Genomic DNA, 18,885 nt, shown 5'->3' with positions numbered 1-18,885 from the left:
CTTATCCAGATAAAACAACGGATACAGTGAATGTAAAAGTTACGGTCGGTCCAAAAGACTCCGATACTTATGAACCAACGACTCAACCAATCACAAAACCATTTGGTCAAGGTACAACTGAACAAGAAGTCAAAGACAAAGTCACAGTACCAAACTTCCCAGCTGACAAAGGAACACCGATAGTAACAGTTGACGATTCAACAAAAGTACCTAATGGTCAAACACCGGGCACATTCGATGTCCCAGTGACAGTCACTTATCCAGACGGCACAAAAGATTACGTAACGGTTAAAGTTACAGTGAATCCGCAACCACAAAACGATAAATATGAACCGACTGCGGGAGAAATCACAAAACCATATGGCACACCAACTACTCCAGAAGAAGTTAAAGAAAAAGTAAGTGTTCCAGACTTCCCTAAAGATGGTGGCAAAGTTGTTGTTACAATTGATGACCCAACAACAGTACCTAGTGGAAACGCATCAGGAGTCTTTGAAGTACCAGTAACGGTGACATATCCAGACGGCACAAAAGATCATGTAACAGTTAAAATTGTTGTAACACCACAACCAGAAAACGCTAAATATGAACCAGTGTCTAAAGATATTGAAAAACCATATAATCAACCAACAACTGTAAACGAAATCGTAAACCAAGTAACTGTCCCTGATTACCCAACAACAGGTAATCAACCAAAAGTTACTGTAGATAATCCAGCATTAATCCCTGACGGTAAAGTTCCAGGTGAATATGAAGTACCAGTAACAGTCACTTATCCAGACGGTACAAAAGATCATGTATCTGTGAAAGTAACAGTAGGTCCGAAAGATTCAGATGTCTTTGAACCAGTAGCTGGAAAAGTTGAAAAACCATATGGTACACCAACTACAATTGAAGATGTTGTTTCTAAAGTAAACGTACCAGGCTATTCTAAAGTGGATGATCCTTATAAAGTTACCGTAGATAACCCATCTGTATTACCTAATGGAAACACACCAGGTGTATATGATGTTCCAGTTACAGTGACATACCCAGATGGTTCGACTGACCATGTAACAGTTAAAGTTGTTGTAACACCACAACCAGAAAATGATAAATATGAACCAGTATCTAAAGATATTGAAAAACCATATAATCAACCAACAACTGTAAACGAAATCGTAAATCAAGTAACTGTACCTGATTATCCAACAGAAGGTAACCAACCAAAAGTAACAGTAGATAATCCAGCATTAATCCCTGATGGTAAAGTTCCAGGTGAATATGAAGTACCAGTAACAGTCACATATCCAGATGGTACAAAAGATCATGTATCTGTGAAAGTAGTCGTTGGTCCAAAAGATTCAGATACGTATGAACCGACAACTCAACCAATTGAAAAACCGTATGGCAGTCATACAACGATTGATGAAATTGTAGGTAAAGTAACTGTTCCAGGTTACCCTGATACTGAAAAACCATATAAAGTTACAGTGGATAATCCAACATTAATCCCAAGTGGTTCAATTCCAGGTGTGTATGATGTCCCAGTAACAGTCACTTATCCAGATGGCACAACTGACCATATAAATGTCACAATCACTGTTCATCCGCAACCAGATGCTGATGTATACAATCCTGGATATAACGATGTCCAAGTGAACCCTGGAGAGTCTATTGAAATTCCTCAAGTCAAAGATGATGTTCCAACTGGCACACGTTTTGAAATTCCGAGTGAATCAGGAATAGATAAAGATTGGACAGTTACAGTAAATCCTGATACTGGTAAAATTACAGTTACAGTACCAGAAGATGCTGCTGAAGGAGATGTTGTTACAGTTATAGTTAAAGTGACATATCCAGATGGTTCAACAGAAAATGTTACTGTTGATGTCACAGTACATGATTCAATTGCACCAGAAGCACCAGTTGTGAACCCAATTGAAGCAGGAGACAGAACTGTCACAGGTACTGGCAAAGAACCAGGTTCAACTGTAACAGTGGCATTCCCAGACGGATCTACTGTAACAACTAAAGTAGATAAAGATGGTAATTGGAAAGTAGATGTTCCTGAAGCTGTAACATTGAAAGATGGAGACAATGTGAAAGCAGTAATTACTGATGAAGCAGGCAATGTTTCAAAAGAAACAGTAACACCAGTTAAAGATACAGTTGCACCAGAAGCACCAGTTGTTAATGTAATTCATGCTGGAGATAAAGTAGTCACAGGTACTGCTGAACCAGGTACAACAGTTACTGTAACGTTCCCTAATGGCACAGTAGTTACAGTCAAAGTTGGACAAGATGGCACATGGTCAGTGGATGTTCCTTCTAATGTAATGTTGAAAGATGGAGATAAAGTAACTGTAGTTGCTACTGATGAAGCAGGTAATGTTTCTGAATCATCAACTGCAATCGTAGTAGGCGACAAAGAAGTTGTACCTGCTCAGAATAAAGAGAAAATTAAAACACCAGAATCTGGTGGAACAAGCACAATTGATACAAACAAAACTGATGCAAACAATAAATCTTCTAAAGTTGGAGTATCAACAGTGAAAGATGAATCTTCAAATAAAACAGCTGACAAAGCAAAATCAAAATCAACTGCTAAAGCTTTACCAGATACAGGTAAAGACACTGTTAATAGTGGCGTATTATTTGGCGGATTATTCGCAGCCCTAGGTTCAATCTTGTTATTCAGAAGACGTCGTAATCACGATGACAATAAATAAAACTAAATCATAAGTAGTTTTTAGACCGTACACTTTATTGGGTACGGTCTTTTTTATGCATATAGGGAAATCCCCGATTTTGTAATTTAGTACAATTGAATTTAGAAAAAAGTATTCAATTTTTACGATTAATAAGCTATGATAAACAAAGTTAACTCTCATAAGAGCCCCTTTTTAATTCCTAACACAAACATTTTCTAGTTTGTTTTGACACTTTTAATTCACTTCTAACTATCACTTTTTAATTCATTTTTTAGACACCTTTTTCTTAATTTTATACTTGATAGGAGAATCAATGATGGACTATACCTACAATATTTTTACTTCGTCCGTATGTAATTTTGACTTAATGCACGACAACCAATATATTACTGTGTACTTTGTGATAAGTGGTTTGGCTAAAGTAACTATTGATGAGATCGAATTAGAATATGGAACTGGCGATATATTTGTCACAACACCAGAAATGAAATACTCACAGATCCAAAGTATCGATGGCAGTATTGTTTGCCTCTCTATCAATAAAGTACACTTCAATAAATATTATTTAAGAAATGCGCGTAACATCACTAAAACAGACCAAACACAGCTTAGTATGAAAAAAGCGTTTATGAACTATATTCGTTTTATGTATGAAGAAGATTTATTTATGGCTGATATCAATATCATTAAACTCATTAATTATTTGCATATATACTACAGCGAAAGTGAAAGCTATATTTTTAATTTCACTACGAATGAGAATGTGTTAAAAGCTGTTTCGCATGTTAATCATAATTTTAAAGCACCATTAAAGTTAAGCGATGTCGCGCAAGTACTTTATGTAAACAGTAGTTTTCTTTCGAGAAAGTTCAAAGAGGAGATGCAGATAGGTTTTAATGAATATGTAAGACGACTCAAGCTATATAAATTAGCAGAAGAATTACTCATCCGCGGTAATGAAAATGAGTTATGGAAAGAATATAATTTTGCGAGTTATCGTACATATTTAAAAAACTTTAAAAACCAATTTCACATGAGTCCCAAAGAATTTATCAACCAAGCTCAATATTATAAACGGGCAGAAAATATGATATCTGAATTGATTTATAGAGAAGCTTTGTCCTATTTAGAAACAGTAAACAACTAAAAATTTAAGGGATATTCATCGCTTGCACTTTTTTTACTATTCCTTTGATGTCTATTTATTTTCGAAAAAAATCAGTTAATATAAATTTTGTTCTCTTAAAAAGAGGATGTAAGCAAATGATTTTTAAAAAAGAACACTCAGCATATAGACACAGACACATCGGAGGAACAACAATGAAACAACCCAATCGTAGACTTGATTTTTTGCCTAATAAGCAAAACAAGTACTCTATCCGTAAATTTACGGTAGGAACCGCTTCTATCCTTGTAGGAGCAACACTTATGTTTGGCCTCAGTCATGACGCCCAAGCAGCAGAAGAACAAACATCTAGTACAGACACCACTCAAACTCAGTCTGAATCACCAAAACCTAACTCAGACACAACGTCTCAACCAACCCAAGAGACAAAAACAACAGCAGTCGTTACACCACCTGTAACAACAGAAGCTCCTACCTCTGAAAATACTGCACCTCATAATCCAGAATTAAACCAAACAACATCAGAAGCACCGACAACTATAGAACAAGCACCACAACCAGAAGAAACAAATCCAACAGCAAAAGACACAACTCCAAAATTAACACCAACGATTGACCCAACATCAGAATCAAATCCAACGATTCATACACGCGCAAAGCGTTCATTAGACACAGAACCACAAGTTGAAGCACCCGTTAATAATGAAACGTACAATGGAAAAATCATTGATTATACTGGTAGCGATTTAGTGAAGAAAGTAGCGAATCCAGGAAAAATAGTTGCACCAGATTACATTGATTTTTCACCTAAATTTAAAGATCATGACAGTAAATCTTATTCTTTCCTGACAAACAAAGAAACAATGACAAGTAAAAAAACTACAACTACAAATGGTGGTGGCATTCATGCGTATCTAGGTGATTATATTACTCTTGATGATACTCAACCAGAAGCCTATGTATATATCAATAATGTAGGTACAGCGAACGGTCATAAAGTAGATGCCTTGGTACATGTCAAAATGGATGAACCATCTAGAAAGTTTCCAACTAATAAAAGATATTTCTTTACTTCAGGTCGAGACATGTTGTCTATGACTTCTCAAGATGGTGGCGGTGCAACAGCTAACATTAAATTCATGTCTAATATCGATAAGACAAAATTAGACGGTTTTTATAATAAGGTTACTAACGGTACGTCTATTACTTCTGTAATAGAAGAGCTAAAGACTCTCAATGATAAACTTCATCCTGTAAGTGGGTTATTAAATATTTGTGATCTTGATGATTATGATCGAAATAAAGAAGTAGATGTTAGAAAGTCCGTCACTTTTAACCGAAATGAAATTAACGAACTGTATATTAGTAGTAACACTCTTTCAGAGGCTACAGCTAATTTAGAGTTAAAAGATAATAAAATCATTATTTCGACAGGTGAACACCCAAGAGGGACTGTTGAAGATTATCCAAATAGAGTAACTGCCACATTCAAAGAAAAGAGTGAATTGACTTATAGTATGACTGGAAGAAATGCATCAGGTACAGCGTTTCATGTAAAAGGTATCTTACTAGTACCAGTACAACCTTACACAGTTCAAGTCGTTAATCCAACTGGAAATGATGATGCGAAAGTAACAATCACCCAGTATATTCCAACAAGAGAAGTACATCAAACAGCGACTTTACCAAGCAAAATTGAAATGACAGCAGAGTTTCCACAAGACATCGTTGCAAATGTTCAACCTAATACAAATTACTTTGCTGCCACTCAAAATAATACAAACAAAGTGATACTAACTAACAGCAACAATGCTTTATCACAAGCAGCTTTCTATGATAAAACTTATACGCCTTCAATCACTTTGAAACATAACTTAACAACTGAAGATATCAGCACAAGTTCAGAAAAATGGACACGATTAAAAGAATATTACGATGGAAATGCATTAAACGTTCCAGTGAAGTGGTCATTTGATAATGGGACAAAGCACATTGAAAACCTAACAACAGATTATCAAACCGTTGCATTAAAACTCTCTGATGAACTTAAAAAAGAAATTGATAAGCAAATTATGGCAGAAGCAACCGCTTCGATTGAAGAAGCTAAAAAAGCGCATGCCCAAGCAAAAGCAACAGCTCAAACAATCGCTGCCGACCAACTTGTAAGCAAAAATGAAATGGACGGTTTGCAAAATGAAATTCAAACAGCAACATCTAGAAAAAATGAAGCGCAAATAAAAGTGAATCAATTGCCGGAACGTTTAAAAGCAACATTACAACAAGAACTAGATCAATTAACTGAGATTGAATTACCAAAAGTAAATGATGAAAATAACAATTCAATTTCTGATGATCAAGACAAGTTGATAGCAGAGGCTGAGCAACTGTTAAAAGAAGCACAAGAGGCTGAAAGCAAAGCGAAAGCAACATTAGAAACAGCAAATGAAAACAATGCGATTTCTCCAACTGAACATGATAATTTATCAGCACTTCAAAAAGAATTTGAAACTAAGAAAAAAGCAGCAGAAGCAAAGATAAAAGAAGTTAATGAGAAACATCAATCTCCATTAATTGAAAAATTGAATAAGCTTGTGGGTATTACAGTTCCTATAGCAAACGACAAGAACAACAATGGTAAACCAGACGAACAAGATGAAAAGGAACAACTCATAGCAGCTTTAGATAATGTTGAAGACTTAGTGAAGAAAGCAGAAGTTGCAGACCAAACAGCACAATCACAATTACAACAAGCAAATGAAGACAACTTAATTAAGCCACAAGAGCATACAAAATTAACCGCTGCAAAAGAACTTGCAACATCAACAAAATCAACAGCAGAAGCAGCAGTTAAAACATTACCTCTGGAGCAACAACAATCATTCTTGGACAGATTGAATCTTTTAAAAGGGATTGTTGTACCAGAAGTTAATGATAAAAATGAGAATGATATTCCAGACACCCAAGATGAGTTAATCAAGTTGGCAGAAGCAGCGATTAAATCAGCAGAAGATGCTGAGAAAAAAGCAGTTTCCGAATTAGCAACAGCACAAGAAAACCAGGCTATCAATCAAGAAGAAAATGCGAAATTAACAGAACTTCAAAATGACTTTGAAACTCAAAAACAAGCAGCAACAGAAAAAGCTAATGCAGTTGATAAGAAATATAACGATAAACTATTACAGCAAATCAATGCGTTAAAAGGAATTGAAGTTCCGGTTGTTAACGATACTGATAATAATGGAAAACCGGATACTGCTGATCGTGCCGAAACAGACCAAAACTTAGCAGAAGCGAAAGCGGCAATTGAGAAAGCAAAACTTGCTGATAAAGCAGCACAAGCTAAATTAGCTGAAGTAAACCAAGATGATGTTATTTCACTCAAAGAATTAGAAGGATTATATGTTGTAGAAAATCAGGCTGACGAAGCAAATTCAACTGCAAGAGGTTTAGTAGAAGCACTTCCAGAAAACATGCAAGCTCCTTTATTAGACGAACTTGATGCATTGAACGGTATTGAAATTCCATCTATTAATGATACTGACAACAACAACATTCCAGACGAACAAGACGCATTAATCGCAGAGGCACAAGATTTATTAGCCGCAGTTAAAGCAGCAGATCAAAAAGCAAACGAAGAATTAACTAAAGCTGAAGCTGATAAAGCCATCAATCAACAAGAACATGACAACTTAGATAAGTTACAACAAGATTTCACAACGAAGAAACAAGCAGCTAACGATAAAATCAACCAGATTGAAGAGAAATATCGTGGTGATTTACCAACACAACTTGAAGCATTAAAAGGAATTACAGTTCCTGCTGTTAATGACACAAATAGAAATGGTAAACCAGATGAGCAAGATGCAAAAGAACAACAAGATGCAGCATTGAAAAACGCAGAAGATTTAGTTAAGAAAGCAGAAGCTGCAGACCAAGCAGCACAAACACAATTACAACAAGCCAATGCAGATAACTTAATTAAAGCTCAAGAACATCAAGATTTAACTGTCTCAAAAGAAAATGCAGATACAACAAAAACAACAGCAGATAAAGCAGTTAAAGCCTTACCATCAGAAGTACAAACATCATTATTAGAAAGATTGGCTCAGTTAAAAGGTATTACGGTACCAGGCATTAATGACAACAATGATAACAACATCCCTGATGAACAAGATGCGTTGATTGAAGCGGCTAAACTTTCTATCAAAGCAGTTGAAGCAGCGGATAAATTAGCTAACGAAGAATTGGTTAAAGCTAATGATGACAAAGTTATTAATCAACAAGAACATGACAACTTAGATAAGTTACAACAAGATTTCACAACGAAGAAACAAGCAGCTAACGATAAAATCAATGCGATTGATGTACAATATCGTGGAGAATTACCAACACAACTAGCAGCGTTAAACGGTATTGTTGTACCAGAAGTAAATGATAAAGATAATAATGGTAAAACAGACGATGTTGATCAAGCTGAACTAGAAGCATTGCTTAAAGAAGCACAAGTATCTTTAGACAAAGCAAAAGCAGCAGATTTAGCAGCGAAACATAACTTAACAGACGCAACACAAGATAAGCTGATTAATCCGAAAGAACATCAAGATTTAACAGAAGCTCAGAAAAAAGCTGTTTCAACAAAAGCAGAAGCAACAGAAAAAGTGAATGCATTACCTGAAGTATTACGTACACCTTTAGAGCAAGAACTAGCAAAATTAGATGGTATTCGTGTTCCAGACATCAATGACAACAACAGCAATATGATTCCAGATACTCAAGATGCTTTAGTTAAAGCAGCAGAGGCAGCAATTGAAAAAGCAACAGCAGTTGATGCTTTGGCAAAATCTGAATTAACAAAAGCAAACGAGAATCAAGCTATTTCATCAGAAGAACATCAGACACTACAAAACTTACAACATGATTTTGAACAAAAGAAAACAGCGGCACAACAAGCATTAGACGCAGTTGATCCAGCATATCAAGGTGTATTGCCTGGGAAATTAAAAGCATTAACAGGTATTGATGTACCAGAAGTGAATGATGCTAATAGTAATGATGTAGCTGATGATAAAGAGGCTGAACTCAGAAAACTTGTACAAAAAGTTATAGAAACAGATAAAGCAGCAAAAGCAGCGATTTTAGCGATACAAGATGATGGATTAGTTAATCCAGACGAAATCGAATCATTAAGACCTTTCAAACTTGCTGCATATGAATCTAAAATGAATGCCTTTACCGATGTTCATAATCTCTCAGATGGAACGCCTTTAAAAGCGGAGTTGCTAAGCGTTTTAAGACAATACCCTGATTTAATTGTTCCACCAGTAAATGACAACAATGCAAATGATATTCCAGATTCAGAAGATTTATTAATACGCTTTGCCGGAGATGCATTGAAAGACGCCAAAGCTGCAGATCAAGCAGTAAAAGAAATGTTAGCACAAGCACTAAATCCAAATGAATTAATTGATGAAACAGAACATCAAGCATTAGTAGCAGCACAAGCTAACTTTGAACAAAAGAAAGCATTAGCAAATGAAAAAATTAATGCGATTCAAGAAGTATACCGCAAAGACCTGCCACAACAACTTGCGGCATTAACAGGTATTACTGTACCAGAAGTGAATGACGAGGATAAAAACGGGATTCGTGATGACGTAGATCAAGCCATTCATAAAGCGAAAGAAGCGGTAGAAGCAGCAAAAGCAGCTTATAACAATGCATTGACGCAAATGGATGATATTCAAAAAGATAATATCATTACACCAGAAGAAAGCGCAGATTTAGCCAAAGCAATTTCATTAGCAGAGGACAAAAAAGCAGCAGCACAAACGTTAGTAGACGCATTATTATCAGAACCTGTTAAACAAACGTTACAACTAGAACTCGATGCATTAACACCAATTGGACCACCACAAGTCAACGATGAAAATCATAATGGTGTGCCGGATAAAGAAGATAGCTTATTTGATGAGGCAGCCAAAGCTTATGAAGCAGCTAAAAATGCAGAAGCAGTAGCACAAACAGCATTAGAAGAAGTTCAAGCAGATGGTGTGGTAAACCCTGATGAACAAGCACAATTAAAAGCGTTACAAGAAGAATTTAAACAAAAGAAAGCATTAGCTGAAGAAAAGCTTGAAGCAGTTGAGAGTAAATACAGACAAGATTTGCCTGAAAAAGTACAAGCGTTAACAGGAATTTCAATTCCATCTGTGAATGATAAAAATCAAAATGGTATTCGTGATGATATTGATACATTAATAGACAAGGCACAACAATTAATCAATGCGACTAAAGATATGGCACAAGCTAAAGCAGATGAGGCATCAGTAGACGGTTTAATCAATCCTAGTGAATTAGAAGTTCTAAGCGGTGCTAAAAATTTAGTAGAAGCTAATAAAGCTGCGGCGCAAGCAGCAATTGATGCTTTACCAGCAGCATATCAAAAAGACTTGCAGTTACAATTAGATGCGATTAATGAAATTACTTTACCAACTGTCAATGATCAAGATAATAACCACATTGATGATCATACAGATGCATTGAAAGCAGCTGTTCAAGACTTAGTTGATGAAGCAAAACGTGCACATGAAACAGCCAAACAACAACTAGAATCAATTCAACAAGATCAATTAGTCACACCAAAAGAACAGTCAGAATTAATTAACCAAGTCAACTATGCGAAGACAGCGAAACACTATGCTCAAAAAGCAGTGGATATGATTGATGAAAACTTAAGACCGGAATTCCAACCACAATTAGATGCGTTAAAAGCAATCGATATCCCAGAAGTGAATGATAAAAATGTAAATGGTATCGATGATAACCAAGATCAATTGATGAGTGATGCATTACAAGCAATTAAGGCAGCACAAGCAGCAGAAAAAGTTGCGAAAGCAGGATTAGAAACAGCTCAGGACAATGGTGTTATCAACGACGATGAACATGATATGTTATCAAATCTTCAAAAAGCATTCTTAGCACAGAAAAATATTGCTAAAGATAAAATTGCTTTAGTTGATGATGCACTAAAAGGTGAACTTCTAAAAATGCTTGATGCTTTAACAGGTATTGCAGTACCAGCAGTCAATGATCACAACCATAATGATGTAGATGATACGTTAGATCAAACACTTCAAGATTTAATAAATGCAGTAAAAGCTGCACATGAAACAGCACAAGATGATTTAATAAAAGCGAATGCAGATTACTTAATTACACCACAAGAACAAGACACATTGATTGAATCACAAAATCATGCATCAAAACTAAAAGAACAAGCAACTGAGACGATTCAACAAAGTAAGATTCCAGCAGCAGTTAAAGATGAATTAGTGAATGCTTTAGCGCAAATGCAAGCTATCTCAATTCCAGACATCAATGACCAAAATGCTAATGGCATTGCAGATGATATTGATACATTGCTAGAACAAGCAGAAGCACGTGTGGCACAAGCTGAAAAAATGAATCAAGAGGTACAATCTGAACTTGATACAGCAAATGAAAATGGCTTGATTACACCACAAGAACATCAAAACTTATCACAACATCAAGCATTGTTTGAAGGTGCTAAAGATTCAGCACAACAAATTGTGAAGCAATTACCAGCAGCTTATCAATCACCATTTGAAGTACGTTTAAAACAACTTCAAGGCATCACAGTTCCAAACATCAATGATCAAAATGCCAATAATATTTCAGATGCAGATGATGCTGCATTAGCTGAAGCAACAGAGTTTGTCAGAGTGGCACAAGCAATGGATGCTAAACTACAGGAAAAACTAGCAACGAATACAGCAGATGGTTTAGTTACACCAAGCGAATATAAACAATTAGCTCAATTACAAGCAATTTACGAAGATGTGAAAGCACAAGCAAAAGAAAAGGTAAATCAATTACCATTAACATTGCAAGGTAATCTTCCAAAAGATTTAGTGTTGCTCAAAGGTATTACATTACCGCAGATTAATGATCAAAATGAAAATGGTATTGATGATAATGTAGATGTATTAATCCATGAAGCGAGAGATGCGGTAAAAGCAGCACAGTCAGCTGATGAGCATGCTCAAATATTATTTGATTCTACAGTCTCTGACAATTTAGTTACACCACAAGAACAAACATTATTGAAATCAACACAAGAAGAAGCACAAACATTAAAAGCAACAGCAGAGAGAAAAGTAAACGCACTGCCAAGTGAACTAAAAGGCAATTTACCAGCGTTATTAGCACAACTGCAAGGTATCGACATCCCAGAAATCAATGACGCTAATGCGAATGGCACGAACGACATTCAAGATCAATGGTTAAATGATGCCGAAGCCGCTGTGAAAGCAGCAGAACTTGCGGATAAAGCATCCCAATCAGCATGGAACATGGCAGTTTCCGACAACTTAATCACACCACAAGAACAAACATTATTGAAATCTGCCCAAGAAGAAGCACAAACATTAAAAGCAACAGCAGAGAGAAAAGTAAACGCACTGCCAAGTGAACTAAAAGGCAATTTACCAGCGTTATTAGCACAACTGCAAGGTATCGACATCCCAGAAATCAATGACGCTAATGCGAATGGTACAAATGACATCCAAGATCAATGGTTAAATGATGCCGAAGCTGCTGTGAAAGCAGCAGAACTTGCGGATAAAGCATCCCAATCAGCATGGAACATGGCAGTTTCCGACAACTTAATCACACCACAAGAACAAACATTACTAAAATCTGCACAAGAAGAAGCGCAAACATTAAAAACATCAGCAGAGAGAAAAGTAAACGTATTACCAAGTGAACTAAAAGGCAATTTACCAGCGTTATTAGCACAACTGCAAGGTATCGACATCCCAGAAATCAATGACGCTAATGCGAATGGTACAAACGACATCCAAGATCAATGGTTAAATGAAGCAGAAGCAGCGTTGAAGGAAGCAATATCAACAAATAATACAGCACACATTGAACTTGAAAAAGTACTTTCAGATCATCGTGTACAGACAGAAGAACAAGAAGCATTAACGATTGTTCAAGAAAAAGTAAAGACAACAAAAGAATTGGCACAATCAGCAATAGCTCAGTTACCAAGCGAATTAAAAGGCAACTTGATTTCAGAGTTAAACAACATAAAAAATATTGAAATTCCAGCAGTAACTGAAGATAAATCTACAACTTCTCTTGAAACAATTTCAAATGAAGTAGTATCGGAAAAGCCTGTTACAACAACTACACAACGAGAAGAAATACACCTAGAAAATGCAGATGAAACTTCTCTTAACCAGATGGTTTCTGAAACAACTTCATCAGTTGATTTGAATACTGAGGGTGAAGTTAAACAAGAAGTCAAAACAGAAGATACAAATAAACAACAAGAGCATACAACAGAAGAGAAAGCATCATCTGAACGCACGTCTTTAGAGGTAGAACATCAAACCGAAATAACACAAAAACATCAGACGTCTAAAGATAACAATGCTTCTGATGAATCAACAAATGAACATCAAGATACTACTCGAACTTCTGATAGACATATGTATCAAAACGATGAAGAGCGTTCATCACAAACATCAAACAACCCAGCAACTAGAACTACACATCCAGAACAAACAGTTCCTTCTAAACAACAAAAAGCTTTACCAAATACAGGTCAGTCACAATCTAGCAGCATCCTTGTAGGCGGGTTAGCCGCATTGATCGGCGCCGCATTCTTAGTAAGCAGTCGTCGTAGAAAAAATTAATATGTAAACGAAAGTCGTACTCGTAGTGAGTGCGGCTTTTTTGATAGCGTATTATTTTTTTAACTTAATATCAGCTATATCTTTATCATTTCGTCTAAATACTCGTAATAAGTGAGACGACGTAGTCTCGCCATAAAAAGAACCCCATTCTATGATGATAGAGTGGGGTTTAGTGATGTAGTCTAATATTTGTTAAGCGTATAATAATAACTTAGTGAAATTTTTACGTTAAGTTAATAAAAAAGGATGAGACACTGTTTAGTATCTCATCCTTTATCGTAGCGGAGAAAGAGGGATTCGAACCCCCGCGAGCCGTTAAGCCCCTGTCGGTTTTCAAGACCGATCCCTTCAGCCGGACTTGGGTATTTCTCCATAGCTTTTTAACACAAGATTTATTATATCGGAGAATGTGTAACGCGTCAATAATTTTTTTAATGAAATCCACAGAAATCATAAAGTAATTTTACATATACTTAAAGAATGGACTAAAGGCTTTCTGGTTGAATGAAACAGATAAAAATATAACATTTTAGCACAAAAAATTACAATAAAGCATTCAATTTTCTGAACATTTAGTTTATTATAAATAGGTGTAGTCTTATTTTGGATAATTTCATCAGTTATGAAATGTATCTACCTCAATCATCACTTCTTTTACACTTCTATTTTACTGCTTGCTTTTCTATGGATATTTAGAAGAACTCATTCACATTATCATTTTATTTTATTAGGGGGGATATTTTTGGATTACAGTTACAATATTTTTCAAGGTTGGTCTTGTATAAAAGATAATTCGAAAAGCGAGGAGTACGTTAATATTTATTTAGTTTTATCAGGTACAGTCTTCGTTAAAAAAGGGGCACAGCACTTTACCTATAAAACAGGAGATCTTTTTGTTCAAAAACCACATTTCACAAATATGGAAGTGGAGATTAAAGAAGGGAAAGTTGTCTGTTTATCAATTCATTATGTGTATTTTAAGCCAGCCTGTTTAAAAGAAATCAATCATGTTGAAAGCAATTTTGAAATCCACCATATCATTAAAAATGATTATATCCAGGCTTTACGTTATGTATGTGAAACAAATTTTGTGAAAGCGAATGCGACCATTGTGCGACTGGTAAGATACTTACGTGTTTACTTGGAAAACTTCGACATCTACTTATTCAATATGACTAATAACCCGACAATCAACCACATTATTGAGTACATCAATCACCATTCAGATGAAGCGTTAAAGTTAACAACTATCGCTGAAAGTTTTGATTTAAATATCAGTTATTTATCACGTGTATTTAAAGATGCAGCACGTGTTAACTACAATGATTACGTACAACAAGTGAAGATTTTTAACGTGGCAGAATATTTATTAATTAATGGTGAAGATAATCAAAAAACCAAAGAAGTTTGGAAAAGATATTCATACTCTAGTAAACGTTCTTTCCTCAACAATTTTAAGAAACAATTTAATATGGTGCCTATGGAGTATGTGGCTCGGTCTCAAAAAAGACGCATTAAAAATAATGAACGTTCTCAAAAAGTGTATGATGAAGTTTTGAAATTCATGAATGGCTAATTCTTATAAAGCGTGTACTCCTGTACCGCTTTTTTATTTTGAGTGACGCAAATCTAAATTAGTATTCAATCTAATAAAATCTTAATCTTATTTTGCGACTGATAGGGTATAAGTTACTAACTTAGTGTATAAATCAAACCTATGGGGGAATTAACATGAAAATCAATATCGCAGATGCTTTAACTAAAAGATTGGGCAAGTTAGAAGGTAACTTTAAACACTACGCAGATGATATGGCGTATTTAACTTTAGTGTCAGGTATAGATAAGTCATTAAAAGATTTATTAGGAATTCAAGTTTTACGTCAAGCACAGTCAGAAACTGTCGCTAGAGAGATGTCACGTTTAGATTTAGCAGTTCTAGATCAAAATGAAATGACAGATATGGTAAAGCTAAGAACGGTTTATGTACATGACTTTGAACCAAGTGCCAGCGGCCAAGCAGGTCATGCAGTATCAACAATTCAACGCGACTTTACTGAACATTTAAATAAAATGACGAACCCGCCTAAATCTTGGGTTTACAATGTTTCTGACCAAACAAAGTTCCATTATGCGGCAGTCTATATCGATGTAAAAGCAAAGAAAGACTTTGAATTACCAGAAACTAAAAGCGCATTTTTAAAACAATATCCAGAGTTGAAAGATGCTGATTTAATTTATAAAAGTATTCAAAACCATCAACAAGAACGGGATCATTCTATTGAAGAAATTGTAGAAGAACCTATACAAACTAACGTAATAGAACCTGCGTTAACAGAACATACTGATTTACAATCTCGTCAAAGTGATGTTCAAGCTATCTATAAAGGTGAATATAAAGACTTCCAAGTAACCGTTTATTTACAGGTCTTAGAATTGGGTTACCATCTAGATGAAGAGCAAGATGAAGAATTAGAAACAACACTCACTACAGATGACAAAGGTGAAGTCATCGCAGTAGGAGAATTAGAAGAAGAATTCACTGCAGTAAAAGAAGAACCAACAAAGGCAGACAAAGCGTCTTCAGAAAATGAACCTTCTGAAGATGACAAGTCTGAATCAGAGTCATCTGAAGAGAAAGAAGAGAAACAAGAAGATAAAGAAAAAGTAGAATCAAAAGATAAGAAAGACAAAGAGACAAAAGAGAAGAAGGACAAGAAAGCCAAGAAAGACAAAGATAAGAAAGATAAAAAAGGTAAAAAAGACGACAAAGCCAAGAAAGACAAAGATAAGAAATCTAAGAAGAAAGATAACAAGAAAGAGGATAAAAAAGAAGATTCAAAAGACAAGAAGAAAAAGGATAAAAAGGATAAAAAGAAAAAAGACAAAAAGAAGAAAAAGAAATAATATCATTTAATGAATTCAAAGAAACTCACACCAACAAAAATGAATTGGACAACCTTGTTTTAGATGAACCGCAATTTAATTGAAAGTGGGCTATAAATTTGGTAAGCTTTAGTTGTATTAAAATAGCCCTCAGTCTTACAGGACTGAAGGCTAGAGTAAAGGCTCACAACGCACAATTGTGATTACCAAACGAACCGAATGAGAGACTAGTTATGTTGCTGCATAGCTAGTCTTTTTTGTCGTTCTTGCTGATAATAAACTTGATGGCTGTTGCTAAAAGTGTCACTTGCACAATTGAAGAAAAGTTAATCGTGAGTTCATGGATTATAATGTCCATCCATATCACCTCACTTTCTTGCAGTTCAAGGCACGTGAGGTACTCACAATATAGTAGAACGACCTTTACTCATGAATTAAGTTTAGCATTTTACGGACGCGTTTTCAAAGAAAAAGCGAACAAATGTTCGATTAATTTTGAAGAGTAAGAAGGATATTTAAAGATGATGTAAAAAATCCTCTGCCTTAATTTGAAGACAGAGGATTATCTATATGCTTTAGATAAATAAATTATGTTTGGCATGTTCTGTATCGCCGATATATGTGCCAACACCGCCGATTTGGACATCATCACGCAATTCTTCACGTTTGATACCCATGACATCCATACTCATAGTACATGCGATTAGTTTTATATCATTTTCGATTGCTTTATCGATTAAAGCAGGTAATGAATCGACGTTCTTTTGTTTCATTAAGAGTTTCATCATAAAGCGTCCTAAACCGAACATATTCATTTTAGATAACGGCATACTTTCTGGACCTTTTGGCAACATGAAATCAAAGAGTTTTTCTAATCCTTTTTTCTGCACTTTAGGCGCATCTGTACGTTTTAATGCGTTCAATCCCCAGAAAGTAAAGAAGATAGAAACCTCACGACCTGCTGCACGTGCGCCATTCGCAATGATTAAAGCAGCTAAAGCTTTATCAAGTTCACCGCTGAATAAGACAATCGTTGTGCCATTATTTGATTCGTGGACAGACATAGCTTGATCAGAAGCTTCATCTTTTTCGATGATAGCTGTGACTTTTGAATCATCTGTTTTTAAATCAATTAAGTGATGACCCGTTTGTTTTGCCCAACTTTGTATATCACTCGCAAAGCCTAAATCCGTAACAATCACTTCAACTTGTTCGCCAGGTTGTAGTTGTTTGATGGCTTGGCTTAAATTCACGATAGGACCTGGACATTGTAAACCACTGTAGTTTAATTGTTTGCGTTCTGGTTTAATTGTTTTCTCAGAGGCAGTGACTTCGGTCTGCTCCTGCTTACTTGTAGTTTGATGTTGTGGTTGTGCTTCTTGTTGAGAAAGATATGCTTCATAACCGCCGCTTAAATTAATCACATCAAAACCGCTGTCACTTAACATTTGGCTGGCTTGTTGACTGCGTCCGCCTTTTTGACAATAAATGTAATACGTTTTGCCTTGGTCTAATGGGAATTTCGTATTTAACGTTGAAAGTGGATAATTTAACGCATCTTCAATATGACCAGCTTCATATTCATCAGCTTCTCTTACATCAATTAGTTGATCTTGTGCCCCCATAGCTTGTAAGTCTTCGTCAGTTAAGTCTGTGATTTGAACAGTTTTAAATCGAACCATTCGATCATCTCCCTTTTGTTCTATATTGATGTCATTGTACAAAGAATAAAGACAAATTGCACAAGTTTCTATTTGATTGAACCAAGCTTAAAAGAAAAATCAGTGCTTTAGGTCTGTTATAAGACTTGCTATAATAAAGTTAATTATCAGAAAACAACATTTTGAAATAAAGGACTGTGAACCATGACTGCACATAATAACGACTATGATCATCTCTTGTTCTATTTTGCCTATAAAACATTTATTCATACTGCAGATGAAATTATTGAGAAGAAAGGAATGCGCCGCCAACACCATCGCTTCTTATTCTTTATCGATAAAGTGCCTGGGATTACCATCAGAGATTTACTAAGAAGTATGGAAATCTCTAAACAAGGCAGTCATCAAACGTTGAAAAAATTAAAAGATGAAGGTTTAGTTGTCGAAGGAAAATCTAAAATAGATGGCAGAGTCAAAGAACTCTTTGCGACTGATAAAGGTCATGCATTGGTTACAGAAATCAATAAAGCACAAAATGATTTACTTCAAAGTATTAAAGCTGAAGTCGGAAATGATTGGAATGCGATGATGGAAGAACTCGCAAGTAAACGTCCAGGATTCCAAGAAGTAAAATATTTAAAAGGGGAGTTCAAGGAATAACCTTGAATACGCTCTCTGTAGATTACCGTCTTGAAACATTCAAGGCGGTATTTTTTTATATGGTTGCAGATATTTCAGTTAAGTCAACTTACTTGACCTAATATATATGGAAGCGTTATCCTAGAATTGTATAAGAG

The 18,885-nt window shown here is 35.4% G+C and carries 7 protein-coding genes, 1 tRNA gene and 1 pseudogene; 7 read left to right on the top strand and 2 right to left on the bottom strand.

Annotated elements, in window-relative coordinates; genetic code table 11:
• The 4 genes and pseudogenes from HMPREF2603_RS07470 to HMPREF2603_RS07460 form a co-directional block, all read left to right on the top strand.
• Positions 1-2,711: Rib/alpha-like domain-containing protein (locus tag HMPREF2603_RS07470; protein ID WP_148130471.1), on the top strand; the 2,711-nt coding region annotated here is incomplete at its 5' end.
• A 280-nt stretch (positions 2,712-2,991) separates the two neighbouring features.
• Positions 2,992-3,840, top strand: a complete 849-nt coding sequence (locus HMPREF2603_RS07465) for an AraC family transcriptional regulator (protein ID WP_222563224.1) — start codon at positions 2,992-2,994, stop codon at positions 3,838-3,840.
• Between the two features lie 173 nt (positions 3,841-4,013).
• Positions 4,014-4,137: pseudogene (locus HMPREF2603_RS13810) on the top strand (YSIRK-type signal peptide-containing protein); the annotation flags it as partial.
• Positions 4,122-13,544: an LPXTG cell wall anchor domain-containing protein gene (locus HMPREF2603_RS07460; RefSeq protein ID WP_398575019.1), complete on the top strand. Its 9,423-nt coding sequence runs from the start codon at positions 4,122-4,124 to the stop codon at positions 13,542-13,544. The pseudogene HMPREF2603_RS13810 and the gene HMPREF2603_RS07460, both read left to right, overlap by 16 nt.
• Positions 13,545-13,826: 282 nt before the next feature.
• Here HMPREF2603_RS07460 and HMPREF2603_RS07455 read toward each other — a convergent pair.
• Positions 13,827-13,916, bottom strand: a tRNA-Ser gene (locus tag HMPREF2603_RS07455).
• Positions 13,917-14,286: 370 nt separating this feature from the next.
• Between HMPREF2603_RS07455 and HMPREF2603_RS07450 the strand changes: the two genes are divergently transcribed.
• Positions 14,287-15,120 carry a helix-turn-helix domain-containing protein gene (locus tag HMPREF2603_RS07450; RefSeq protein WP_002480021.1) on the top strand — a complete coding sequence of 278 codons (834 nt, stop codon included), beginning with the start codon at positions 14,287-14,289 and terminating at the stop codon, positions 15,118-15,120.
• Between the two features lie 155 nt (positions 15,121-15,275).
• Positions 15,276-16,448 carry a hypothetical protein gene (locus HMPREF2603_RS07445; protein ID WP_060804494.1) on the top strand — a complete coding sequence of 391 codons (1,173 nt, stop codon included), beginning with the start codon at positions 15,276-15,278 and terminating at the stop codon, positions 16,446-16,448.
• Between the two features lie 554 nt (positions 16,449-17,002).
• On the opposite strand, the gene HMPREF2603_RS07440 is transcribed toward HMPREF2603_RS07445, so the two are convergent.
• Entirely contained in the window at positions 17,003-18,109 is a 1,107-nt protein-coding gene (locus HMPREF2603_RS07440) for a DsrE/DsrF/DrsH-like family protein (RefSeq protein ID WP_060804492.1), read from the bottom strand.
• Between the two features lie 183 nt (positions 18,110-18,292).
• Here HMPREF2603_RS07440 and HMPREF2603_RS07435 point away from each other — a divergent pair, with 183 nt between their 5' ends.
• Entirely contained in the window at positions 18,293-18,748 is a 456-nt protein-coding gene (locus tag HMPREF2603_RS07435) for a MarR family winged helix-turn-helix transcriptional regulator (RefSeq protein WP_060804490.1), read from the top strand.
• Positions 18,749-18,885 lie beyond the last annotated feature (137 nt).

The organism is Staphylococcus sp. HMSC055C03, assembly GCF_001809385.1.
Classification (GTDB): Bacteria; Bacillota; Bacilli; order Staphylococcales; family Staphylococcaceae; genus Staphylococcus; species Staphylococcus simulans.
This window is presented reverse-complemented; position numbering and strand designations above follow the sequence as displayed.